The following is a 12,178-nucleotide window of genomic DNA, read 5'->3' as shown; positions in this document are numbered from 1 at the left end:
TCGGTCAGCGTGCCGACCTTCAGGTTACCGGTGTTATTGAAAGCGACCTTGCCCGCCGCGCTGGCAATATCACCCACCACGTTGCCGTTGTTGCGTAACTCGAAGTCGCCACCGTTGAGGGCCAAGCCGTCGGCGGTGATGTTGCCGTTGGCATCCTGGGTGGTCTTGCCGTCGATGTTCAGGAACACATTGCCGCGGGTGGCCAGCCCTTCGTTGATCGCCAAGTCACCTTGGGTACCGATGCTGACGTCGCCGGTGTTGTTCACACCAGTGGTGACCTTGATCACATTACCGTTGCCGTCGGTCTCGGTCAGCGTGCCGACTTTCAGGTTACCGGTGTTGTTGAAGGCGACCTTGCCTGCCTCACTGGCGATGTCACCCACCACGTTGCCGTTGTTGCGCAACTCGAATTCGCCACCGTTGAGGGCCAGGCCGTCGGCGCTGATGTTGCCGTTGCCATCCTGGGTGGTCTTGCCGTCGACGTTGAGGAACACATTGCCGCGGGTGGCCAGCCCTTCGTTGATCGCCAAGTCACCTTGGGTGCCGATGCTGACATCGCCGGTGTTGTTCACACCAGTGGTGACCTTCACGACGTTGCCGTTGCCGTCGGTTTCGGTCAGTGTGCCGACCTTCAAGTTGCCGGTGTTGTTGAAGGCGACCTTGCCCGCCTCGCTGGCGATGTCGCCCACCACGTTGCCGTTGTTGCGCAACTCGAAGTCGCCACCGTTGAGGGCCAGGCCGTCGGCGGTGATGTTGCCGTTGCCATCCTGGGTGGTCTTGCCGCCGATGTTCAGGAACACATTGCCGGTGGTGGCTAGCCCTTCGTTGATCGCCAAATTCCCTTGAGTGCCGATGCTGACGTCGCCGGTGTTGTTCACACCAGTGGTGACTTTCACCACGTTGCCGTTGCCATCGGTTTCGGTCAGCGTGCCGACCTTCAGGTTACCGGTGTTGTTGAAAGCGACCTTGCCCGCCTCGCTGGCGATGTCACCCACCACGTTGCCGTTGTTGCGCAACTCGAAGTCGCCGCCATTGAGGGCCAGGCCGTCGGCGGTGATGTTGCCGTTGGCATCCTGGGTGGTCTTGCCGTCGACATTGAGGAACACATTGCCGCTGGTGGTCAGCCCTTCGTCGATCGCCAAGTCACCTTGGGTGCCGATGCTGACGTCGCCGGTGTTGTTCACCCCGGTGATGGTTGTCTGCGTGCCGTCGGCATGGGTCGCGGTCAGCGAACCCACCTTGAGGTCTGCGCTGTTGTTGAATTGGACCTTGCCCGCCGCGCTAGCGATATCGCCAATCACGTTGCCGGTGTTGCCCAGCGCGTAATTGCCGCCCAGCAGCACCAGGCCGCTGGCATCCAGCTTGGCCCCGGCGTCGCCGGACTGGGTGGTGTTGCCCGCCACTTCCAGGGTGATGATGTCGTCGGCACGGGTCTGGCCCTGGCTGGCATCGTCGCGAGGGCCGTTTTCTATAGTGATGCCTTTTACCAACGTCAGGTCGTGATCGGTTTTCAGGGTGACCGCTTCATCGGAGGTAATCCCCACAGTACCGTCCACGGTGCCCACCGTCAGGTTGCCGTTGCCGGCAAATGCCAGGCTGCCGACATCGGCGGCAATGACACCCACGTCATGCCCGCCCTTGCCCAGCTGGAAGTCACCTTCGCCGCGCAAGGCCAATTCGTCTGCGGTAATGGTCGCGCCAGCTCCCTGAGTCGCACCTTGGCCCGCGTCGACGCTCAGCGTCAGCCCCTTGCCGGTGGTGCCGTCTTCGTCGGTGCCTTCGGGATCCTTGAGCATCAGATCGCCCAGCAGGTCCAGGACGCCGTTGGCGACCAGGGCCAGATCGTCCTTGAACGTCGCGCCTTCATCGTCGACGGTGATGTTGCGCGTCTTGTCGTTGCCGATGACGACCTTGTCGAAGCCATCCTGGATGTTGGCCAGGTCAGCGCCGGACAGCACCAACGGATCGCTAGGCCCGGTCACCTCCGGGTCATCGCTGCCGCCCAGGTGGATGTCCAGGCCATCGGTCTTCTGCTGCAGGGTGAGACTGCCGCTACCGGAAACGCTCGCGGCGAGATCGATTTCGTCGGCGGTCAGGCTTGTATCGCCCTGGGTGAGCAGGGCCTGGCCAACCGTGAGGGTGTCCGCGACAAGGTTCAGGTCGCCGGTCTGGGTCATGCCGGCGACCGGCACGCCTTGCGGGTTTGTCGGGGTCTGGCTATCGGGAATGGTTACAACGCCGACGGTCAGGTCATCGACATCGGCAAAGCTGACCGTGCCGGTGTCGCTGGCGATGGTGTTGACGTCATTGGCCGCGTTGTCGAGGTCATGGGTGGCGCCATCGCCCAGCAGCACCAGGCCATCGGCGACAAGGGCGCCGCCGGCGGTCTGGTCGACCTTGCCGCCGTTGCTCTGCAACACCAGGACGGGGGCCGGCTTGGTGTCATCGTTACCGGTGCCCGGGGCGTCGGCCACGGTCAGCTGGTCGTTGATGTGGATATTGCCGGTGCCGGCATTGAGGACGAGGTTGTCGTTGATGCGGGTCGCTTCGATGATGTTGATGTCACCGGTCATGTCCGCGCCGCCGATGTTGACGGAGGTGAACCCGTCGCCCAGCGCGCCGATGTCGGTGCCGGTCAGTTCCAACGAACCGGGGGCGTCGCCAGTGCTGCCGCCCACTGCGATGTTTTTGCTCGGCGTGTTGGTCTCAAGGGCGATGCTGCCATTGCCGGTGACACTGCCGGCGCCGCCGTTGAAGTTGATGTCGTCCGCCTTGATGGCCAGATTGTTGTCGGTGCTGTTGAGGCTGCCGTTGAACGTGATGGAGCTGCCTTGCAGGCCCTTGCTGCCCGAAGTGTCGGTCTTGATGTTGTCAACGTACAGCGAGCCACCGACCTGCTTGCCGGCGGTCTGGTCGAAACTGCCCGAGACGAACACGAATTTGTACGTGCCGGCCTTGTCGGCCGTAGCCGTGTGGCTTTGCCAGTTCACCGCCCCCGTGCCGTTACCCGTTTCATTCAGGATGATCTGGTATTCGCCGGTATTGACGTTCAACAGGTAGCCAAAGACATCGTAGGTATCGCCGCCCGCGACCGGTTTGTAATCGAAGCTGACCTTTTCCCCGGCGGCCAGGGAGACCGTGCCCTCGCTCACGACCGAAGGGCCACGCATGATGCAGCCGGCGGGGGCGTTGAGGCAGTTGGAGGTATTCTCGGTCCCCAGCAGCAGCGCGGCGCCGCCGTCCTTGCCTTGGCCAGCGGCAGCGACCGGGGTGAGGGGTTTGTAATTCATGTTGCCCTGGTCGCCTGGGGAAACGCTCGGCGCATTGCCGTTCGTGGGCGAGGTCGTCGGCAACGTCGGGTCATTGGGCGAGACCACGCCATCCACCACGGTGACGCCCGTGAAGAACTGGTCGATGGAGGTCTTCCACCCGACCAGGCCATTTTCGAAGTCGGCGTTCAGGAATTGTGAAGTGCCCAGCTCAACCGCACCGGTGTAGACCTGCTCGCCGCGGGTGAAGACTTTTGCGCCGTTGATAAACGTCTTGCCGGCGCCACTGGTGGTCGCATACAGAGCGCCCAGCGCGCTGTTACCGCCGACCATGTCGCTGAAGATGATCGAGCCCGAACCGGCATCGACGCGCAGTTCGCGGTTGTTGGCAACCGCATCGGAGTCCACCACGCCGGCAAATACGACATTGCCGCCGTTGCTCTTCAAACTGACGTCGGTGTTGAGCGCGATTTTGCCGTTGAGAATCAACGCCAGGCTGTTGCCATTGCCAGCGCCGCTGGCATCGATGTCACCGTTGAGGAAGATATTGCCGAAGACATAACGGCCTGTTGCGCCGTCGTCGTGTCCCGACTGCAACGTCAGCGTCCGGTCGCCGCTGACGCCCTGCGGGGTGTAGTCGCCGTTCCAGTGAATGGTGTTGTCGGCCTTGATTGCCACATCGGTGCCGCCGGCCAGGGCGGTGTCGATCGCGTCGAAACCGACCGTGGCGGCTTGGCCGTTGGCGCCGCCCGTCAGCCCTCCATTACCCGGCCCCACGGTGACACTGTCCGGGTCGAGCAACCACAAGCCACCCTTGCCGTTCTTGGCCGAAGCATCGGCGGCTTTGCTCACCGCCAGCTTGGCACCGCTGGTCTCGATCTTGCCGCCGTCGCCGCCCTTGGCACCGCCGGTGGCTTTCAGCGTGCCATCCACCCGCGTCACACTGCCCGGCTTCTTGGTATCCGACCAGGCCACCACGGTACCGCCCTTGCCGTTGTCGGTCGCCGATGCATCGAGCACGGCACCGGCGGCGATGGTGGTCTGGCTGGCCTGCTTGATCGCCGGGTCCTTGCCTTGCCAGCTACCGCCCACATAAATGTCGCCGCCGCCCTTGGCGCCGGTGGCGTCGAGCTCAGCGCCGCCGTTGATCGCGACACGCTCGCCGGTCACGACGATCTTGCCGCCCTTGCCGGTCTCGGAGGACACATCGATTCGCCCGGCGACTTGCACACCGCCCTGATCCCCCATCAGCGTCACCACGCCGTTTTCACCGATATCCAGGGAACGGGCTTCGATCAAACCGGTGTTGTTGATGACGGTGCTCGCCAGGGTTTCCGCCGCACGGGCGGTCAGCAGGATGCGGCCGGCATCGGCACGAATGGCGCCGCCGTTTTCGATCAACGCTTGAAGCGCACCTTCTTTCACTTCCAACTGCACCGGCCCGCCCAGGTCGAGCGTCACGACACTGCCGGCGCCCAGCAGCACATTGCCCTTGTTCGCGGTGATGTTGCCTTCGTTGACGATTTTTGCGGCGATCAGGGCAATGGTGCCACCTTGCGCGGCATTGATGTTGCCCTGGTTGACCACTGAGGCGGTGCTGTTGCCACTGAAACGGTAGTTGCCCGCGAGGAAGTCTTCTGTGGTCATGTTGAGCGTGGACGCGACCAAGCCGCCTACATCAACCTGGGCACCGGGGGTAAACAGGACGCCGTTGGGGTTGACCAGGAATACTTGGCCGTTGGCTTTCAGTGCGCCCTGAATCACCGACACATCCGAGCCCAACACGCGGTTCAATGCGACAGACGCCGCGCCCGGCTGGATGAACTGGACGGTGTTGCCTTTGCCGATGGAGAAGCTCTGCCAGTCAATTGCGAGCTTATCGCTACCCTGATGAATGGCCATGTTGTTGCCGTTCTGATGAACACTGCCGTTACCCGCCACGATATTGCCGCCCGACGGTAACGCTCCCGCCGTGGCAACCGAAGCGAAGACCCCGCCACCCACGCCGATGACCAGGCTGAGGGATTTGCGGCTTTTGTCTTTGCCTTGGCTTTTGACCAACTCTGATGCCACCTGCCACGCGCCCAACACAGCATTCCAGACTACTCGGTAAGCTCGGTTCATTTTTGTTCACTCATCCTTAATACGGCTGGCCGCGCCACGATGATCAGGCGGTTCGCAATCAACAAATCAAATGGAAAACCGCATCCGGACGGATGACGGCTCGAAATCCCAAAGTGCTCCGTTCCATCATGTCTGCGGTAAGCGGGGTGATACCTTTGCTGGAGCACCCACGGCTTTTGATTGAGGGGATTGAGTGAATTTTTTTTGATCTGGAGGGTGTTCGACACTGGAATACCTGTGGGAGCGAGCGTGCTCGCGATAGCGGTAAACCAGACACCATTGATGTCGCCTGACCCGGCCCTATCGCGAGCAAGCTCGCTCCCACAGTGGCCTGTGCCCGGCCTATCTTCGCTTTGGGGCTTCGGCGGTGTGCAGCTAAGATGGCCGCAGAGAAACCACAGGGAAGACAGGCGTGATGCAATCGCAATTCGATCCGTTGGTTCATATCGATTGGAAAACACCGGGTGGCGACTTGCTCGGGCTGTTGCAGCATTACTACCCCGACATCGGTGTGTTTGCCGGCCCGGGGTTCGAGGCGTTGTTGGATGAGTTGTCCAACGAGATGCCCGAGGTCTGTTTCGAGGCGCTGGTGCCGGTGTTGGCGGGTCAGGGTTATGACTTGTGGAACCTGGATGCCGGTGGCGACGATTATCGGCCGGTGATTGTCCCGGTCGATCAGCGCGAGGCGTTTGCCCGGCATTGGCAAGGCCAGCGCGGCGAGCCGAGGTTCACCGCGAGTTTGATCGGGCCGCCCAAGCCTGACGCCGTCCAACGCAAGCCGGCCAAGCCCAAGCGCGGCAAGGTGAAGTGGTTGCAGGAAGTCCATGACTATCCCGGCGCCACCTATGTGCATGAATACAACTACCGCAACGGTTGGGCCGCCATCACCGAGCAGGACGAAGACCAGTGGTTGTGCTTTCTGATCGACTACAACCAGTGGCCGCCCGCCGAACAGGACATGCTTGAACAGCGAGCCGATGACGTGGACGGTGCAGACCTTCAGCTCATCGATGCCGATGCCCGGCGCAGCCTGTGGAAACGTCAGGTCATACGCGGCGATTACAGTGCGGACGACCGCTACCAATACGAAATTCGTCAAGGCGATGAGATCGCGGCGTTCGGGCCTGTCGGGGTGCAGTGGCCGGAGTTTGAACAGCCCTGCGTGGTGGTGGGCTCGGGGATATTCGAACGTCAGCGCATCTACGAACCCGAGCATTTGACGCGGATCTGGCGGATCACGGCGGACAGCAGCGAAGTGATTTTCGAGTACGCGGATGAACTGACGATCCTGCCCGTCGGCCCTGGTCGTTTGCTGTTCATGCAACACAATGGGCCAAAGTGCTGGGTCTGGAATCAAGACCCGCCGCACCAGGCCATCGTCGCCCGGGCGATGCCCGCCGAGGGCTATAAACTCAGGGCGTCAACGGCTTACCTGGGGGGTGACGAGATCCTGCTGTTCAGCGAAGGCGCGCGGCAGAACGTCGAGCATTCGGGTTATCAGGAGACGGTGCTGTTGGCGTGGCGCTTCAACTTCATGACCGGCGCTACGACGAAGGCGCTGTTGGACGGTTTCGGCAGTGAACTGCGCCAGGACACGCGCCTGCTCGTCACCCAGCCCAAGCAAGTCATTACGTTGCGTACCTTTCATGGGCAGCTTTATGTTGCCCGGGGGCATGGGGATTGGTGGGTGTGGAATTATCGCGCCAATACGTTTGGGTCGCAGACGCTGGCGTGGTTCTGGAATCAGGACAGTAACGAGGTGGTGAAGCTGTCGACCCAGGACATTCCGCGGATCAAGCCAGATGTTCGTTATGTACCGGCGCAGGATCGCTACCTGGCGTTCGAGACGGAGTTTGTGGCGCGGCTGCCGGAATTCAGCGAGATGGTTGAGGCCAAGGGGGGTGAGGTTCTGTTGTTTGAGTGAGGCGGCTTTGCTGCGGGCGAAAAAGAAGGACTCCTGAGAGTAATGCCAGTCAGTCAAGCCCCAACCCGTGGGAGCAAAGCTTGCTCGCGGTTGGGGTTAGGCAGTCGACAACGCCATTGACAGGGCTGCCGCCATCGCGAGCAATCTTTGCTCCCACAGGTTTTGTGTCGTTTGATCCTTAGCTGACTGGCCTTAGGCTCCTGAGAGTCCTTTGCACATGAAGTTACTCGATGACCGGATACCACGTCGCATAGTTATCGCTGAAGTCTTCCAGCAAAGGGAACTCCTCATTGCGGATACCTTTCACGACCGCCTTTTTTCGCTCGAAGGCTTCTTTCATGTGTTCTTTGCACAGCTCGGCGGGTATGTAACACAGCCCATGCCAGCGATGGCGCCACGCGACTAACTGGCGATCGGTTTCTACGATAAAGACCGTCTTGTTCAGCGACTTGCGCAAGCGGGGTGCCGACGCGCCCTGCAACGGCCTGGGCACCCTGACTTCCTGTCCGAATTTATCCCAACCCGCCCATTGGCTGTAAAACCTTAGACGGGTGTCGTTGTTGACCGAGAGAAACTCATAGTAGGCAACGCCTGGCTGGGGTTGGGCCATCTCACAATACCGACGCATCAGCGTGGTGGAGATATTGCCTATCTGGTCGTCAGGTAGACGCTCAAGGACCTTGCGCAAGTGATGGAAGTCATTGAAACCGAACTCTTTGCAGAGGTGGGTGAGTCGTTGGCAATAGGTGTATTCACCAATGACCAACACCCGAGCCAACCCTTTGAGATCGTCAATACACTCGGCCGCGTTTGAAAGGAACATAGCTTCACTCCTTTAGCCAAATCGAAGACGAGCTTCGACTAGCATGCTGCTTGCCGTGGCTAAATAAGTGGGTAAGTTCACTTAGATTTTTCGTATTTCCCATCGCAGCAGGGAGGCTACTTGTGCCCGCGTGTATAAAAACACAGAGCCACCTGCGAGGCAAACCATCCGGTGGGCCACTCGCTAACGCCACGGGTTTGCCTAGACCTGCAGCACGCCGCGAAACCCGCGCGCCGCGTAATACGACTGCACGCCATTGTGGTAGATGAACACCCGGCCATACCGGTAATCGCCAAAAATTTCCCCATCGAGCGAGCGAAGCTCTGGAGGGGTTGCCAGCCAACTGGATGTCTTGGCATCAAACTCGCCGAGCGTTTGCAGGGCTCGGTACTGCTCTTCCGTCAGCAGGGCGATGCCCATTTCTTCGGCCATTTCGATGGCACTGCCTTTGGGCTTGTTCTCCTTGCGCGTCTCCAGGGCCGCGCGGTCGTAGCAAAGGCTCCGGCGACCGGCCGGACTTTCCTTGGCACAATCGCAGAAGGTGACAGCGCCGGTGTTCGGATCGAGGCCGATCACGTCTGGCTCGCCGCCGGTGGCGTCCAGGGCTTGGAGGGACTCCAGGGCATTGGGGTTGTTTTCGAGCCGGTTCCGGACGTCGGTCCAGGGGATGTCTGGGTGACGACTCAGGTTTTGTTCGAAGCGGGTTTTCAGGAAAACATCAAGATCCTTCCCTATGCGTTGCGTGACCGATACGAATTTTTCGTCACGACTATGCTGATTCAATACCTGATCAAAGTATGGCGTCACCCACTATCGGTCACTCGCGCGGCCTTCGAGCAGTCCTTCTCCTACGCAAAAATGACCGTCATCCGGGCGATCAAGGAATTGACCGACTTGGATATTGTTAAACCTGGAAAGGAACTGGGCGAATGGAGGCTAAAATGGCGTCATCGCGAGCAAGCTCGTTCCCACAGGAGGATTGTTGTTGCGAGGCCATTCCAGCATGAATGGCTAAGGTGAAGTAACCCTGGCGTCCATCACTGAGCACATGAGGCCCGTATGAAGAACTTCACGATTCAACGCATCGACCACATCGTCCTGCGTGTAAAGGACCTCGAGCGCAGCCTTGCTTTCTACACATCGGTGCTCGGTTGCGAGTTGAAGAAGCGCCGGGACGATCTAGGCATGCTTCATCTGGGCACCGGTGTTTCGATGATTGACCTGGTTGCTGTGGACGGGCCTCTCGGTCGCCAGGGTGGACCGGCAGCGGGAAAGCAGGGGCACAATGTCGATCACTTGTGCCTGCGAATCGAGCCGTTCGATGAACCAGCCCTCCTCGCGCATCTGGCTTCGGCGGGGCTGAGCGTTGAGAAGGCGCAGATGCGCTATGGCGCGGAGGGCAAGGGCTGGTCGATTTACTGCTTCGACCCGGACGGCAACCAGATCGAGTTGAAGGGGCCGGCGCTGGAGCCCTGAGCTTCAACTGGCGGGCAATCCCCTGTGCGGGCTTGCTCGTGTCTGGATCGGTGATGTTGACCGTGCGGGCGTCATCGCGAGCAAGCTTGCTCCCACAGGAGGTCGGCGGTGGACGCAATAGTGGCACTTCAGTAGCATTCACCCACATTATCGATCCTTCAAGGATGACTCATGCTCGCCCTGCCTCGCCGTCTTGTCCCATCGTCAGCATTGTCCGCGTTGTTCGTATTGCTCGGCGGTTGCAGCGTCAACGGCAGTTACCCCGACGCCGTCGAACCGGACGCCGCCAAGTTGCGGTTCGTCGCCAATACCAGTAACGCCACGCTGGATTATTTCGATGCAGCCCATTGCGACGGGCAAACCACGGGCATTCTCAACAATCTGCTGCTGAGCGATACCGCGCGGCGGGTGGGGATGAGCGTTCCGGCACCCAAGGATGCCAAGGGCTACCTGGAGGTCAAGCTCAAGCCCGGCGAGCAGATTTACCTGCGCACCAACATGAACAGCGGTTATGCCGTGTGCGGCAAGGGCTTCAACTTTACCCCCGAGGCCAATGCCGAATACGAGGTGACCTTCAAGTCCGAGAAGAACCTCTGCCTGACTCAGTTGCAACGCTTGCAACGGGTCGACGGCAAGGACGTACGCACACCGATCCCGATCCTGAAAAAAGATTTTCCCGCCTGCGCCGGTCGCAACGCGCTGTTCCCCCAAACCTACCCGGACACGCCCCATCGCCTGGAGCTGATGAACCGGGTCATCGGGAAGAGCCTGGTCGTCACCGTGAAAGCCGATCCGGCCAAGGAAAAAGTCGAGTCTTATTCGCCAGAAAAACTCGACACATTGATCAGCGAACGCAAGGCCAAGCTCGGCTTCGACCTGCCGCCTGACTACTGGACGCTGTACCGGGAAAACCTGAAGACATTTGGCGATGACATGGCGCAGAACAAGGCGCGCTCGCTGGAACGCTTCAAGGACGAATACCAGACGCGCCTGCGGCAGGTGAAGGATGAGCAGCTGGAACAATGGGCGTTGCCCAAAACCGCCAATGCCAAGCCGGAGAAAGCCGAGATCGATCTGGATGTCGCGATGATGGTGGAATACTTCCGGATCGGGAACGGGGTGACGGTCGAAGCGGTAGGTCATCACCTGGAAAGGATGGCGCAGATGGATGAGCGCTACGGGGTTTGTGCAAGGTTTGCGGAGTGCTGGAAGCGCAACTAGCAGGAGCAGCGCTGTACCGCCGTCATCGCGAGCAGGCTCGCTCCCACAAGGGGGCCGTGAACACCCGCCCACATCCAGCAGAAGCCCGATGGTTTGCCCGCCTGAACACGTCACCCAGCGGTGGATGATTTTTCTCCTAGACTTGACGTTGTCTGCTGTACGTCGGGTTCCGAAGAAGCCCGTACGATGAATGTAAAGGCAAAGGGAATTTCGCAATGCTCAAACCTGTATGGAAAGCGTTCGCCTGCACTCTGGCTTTCGGCGTGTGGGGCACGGTCATGGCGGCGGAGCCGATCGTCATCAAGTTCTCCCACGTGGTAGGCGACCAAACGCCCAAGGGCCAGGGCGCGTTGATGCTCAAGAAGCTGGTGGAAGAGCGGCTGCCGGGCAAGGTGAAGGTCGAGGTCTACCCCAACTCCACGCTGTACGGCGATGACAAGGAGATGGAAGCCCTGCTTCTGGGAGAGGTGCAAATCATTGCGCGGTCACTGGCCAAGTTCGATCAGTACACCAAGACCGTGCAACTGTTCGACTTACCCTTTCTATTCGACGACATCGCTGCAGTAGACCGTTTCCAGCAAAGCCCCGAGGGCCAGAAACTGCTCAAGTCCATGGAAAGCAAGAACGTCATCGGCCTGGCCTATTGGCACAACGGCATGAAGCAGCTGTCGGCCAGCAAGCCATTGCGCACCCCTGAGGATGCCCGTGGCCTGACGTTCCGGATACAGACCTCTGCGGTGCTGGAGGAGCAGTTCAAGGCGGTGGATGCCAAGGCCAAACCGATGATTTTCTCGGTGGTGTACCAGGGGCTGCGCACCGGCCTGGTCAACGGCACGGAAAATACCTATTCGAACTTCTACAACCAGAAGCTCAATGAGGTACAGAAATACGTCACCGAATCCAACCACGGCATACTCGACTACATGTTGATCACCACGTCGGACTTCTGGAACGGCCTGCCGCCGGATATCCGCAGCGAGCTGGAGAAGATCGTGGTCGAATCCACTGCCCATGCCAACCAGGAAGCGGAACGCTTCAACCAACAGGACAAGAAGCACGTCCTGGACGCCAAGACCACCGAGATCATCACCCTCACGCCGCAAGAACGCAGTGTCTGGCGCGAACGAATGAAACCGGTATGGGCGAAGTTCGAGAAAGAGATCGGTCCGGACCTGATCAAGGCGGCCGAGGCTTCCAACAGCGCCCAGTAACACCACCAGGCTTGACACTTTCCTGTGGTGAGGAAGCTTGCTCTCTCACCACAAAAGTGGCCGCCCCCTATCCCCAGCTGCACAACACATTGCGTTATGATCCCCGCCTCTCCCTGAACAGAGCTTTTAG

7 protein-coding genes are annotated in these 12,178 nt (G+C 60.1%); 4 read left to right on the top strand and 3 right to left on the bottom strand.

Annotated elements, in window-relative coordinates; all coding sequences use genetic code 11:
* Positions 1 to 5,393, bottom strand: a 5,393-nt coding sequence (locus BLP82_RS19305) for a two-partner secretion domain-containing protein (protein WP_092171650.1), incomplete at its 3' end; no start/stop codon positions are given.
* A gap of 415 nt (positions 5,394 to 5,808) precedes the next feature.
* On the opposite strand from BLP82_RS19305, the gene BLP82_RS19300 reads away from it, so the two are divergent.
* On the top strand, positions 5,809 to 7,317 hold the full coding sequence (locus BLP82_RS19300; RefSeq protein WP_092171646.1) for a hypothetical protein: 1,509 nt from the start codon (positions 5,809 to 5,811) through the stop codon (positions 7,315 to 7,317).
* Between the two features lie 223 nt (positions 7,318 to 7,540).
* Here BLP82_RS19300 and BLP82_RS19295 read toward each other — a convergent pair whose 3' ends face one another.
* On the bottom strand, positions 7,541 to 8,140 hold the full coding sequence (locus BLP82_RS19295; RefSeq protein ID WP_092171643.1) for a hypothetical protein: 600 nt from the start codon (positions 8,138 to 8,140) through the stop codon (positions 7,541 to 7,543).
* Positions 8,141 to 8,341: 201 nt separating this feature from the next.
* Positions 8,342 to 8,875 (bottom strand): DUF4256 domain-containing protein, encoded by a 534-nt coding sequence (locus BLP82_RS19290; protein WP_092171737.1) that lies wholly within the window; start codon positions 8,873 to 8,875, stop codon positions 8,342 to 8,344.
* Positions 8,876 to 9,199: 324 nt separating this feature from the next.
* Here BLP82_RS19290 and BLP82_RS19280 point away from each other — a divergent pair, with 324 nt between their 5' ends.
* The 3 genes from BLP82_RS19280 (at position 9,200) to BLP82_RS19270 (ending at position 12,048) form a co-directional block, all read left to right on the top strand.
* Positions 9,200 to 9,616: a VOC family protein gene (locus BLP82_RS19280; RefSeq protein WP_092171634.1), complete on the top strand. Its 417-nt coding sequence runs from the start codon at positions 9,200 to 9,202 to the stop codon at positions 9,614 to 9,616.
* A 171-nt stretch (positions 9,617 to 9,787) separates the two neighbouring features.
* Positions 9,788 to 10,837 carry a hypothetical protein gene (locus tag BLP82_RS19275; RefSeq protein ID WP_092171630.1) on the top strand — a complete coding sequence of 350 codons (1,050 nt, stop codon included), beginning with the start codon at positions 9,788 to 9,790 and terminating at the stop codon, positions 10,835 to 10,837.
* Between the two features lie 215 nt (positions 10,838 to 11,052).
* The gene (locus BLP82_RS19270) at positions 11,053 to 12,048 is read left to right on the top strand and encodes a TRAP transporter substrate-binding protein (RefSeq protein ID WP_092171626.1); all 996 of its coding nucleotides are present in this window, start codon (positions 11,053 to 11,055) and stop codon (positions 12,046 to 12,048) included.
* The last annotated feature ends 130 nt before the right edge of the window (positions 12,049 to 12,178 follow it).

The organism is Pseudomonas sp. NFACC37-1 (genome assembly GCF_900101575.1).
Classification (GTDB): domain Bacteria; phylum Pseudomonadota; class Gammaproteobacteria; order Pseudomonadales; family Pseudomonadaceae; genus Aquipseudomonas; species Aquipseudomonas fluorescens_AA.
This window is presented reverse-complemented; position numbering and strand designations above follow the sequence as displayed.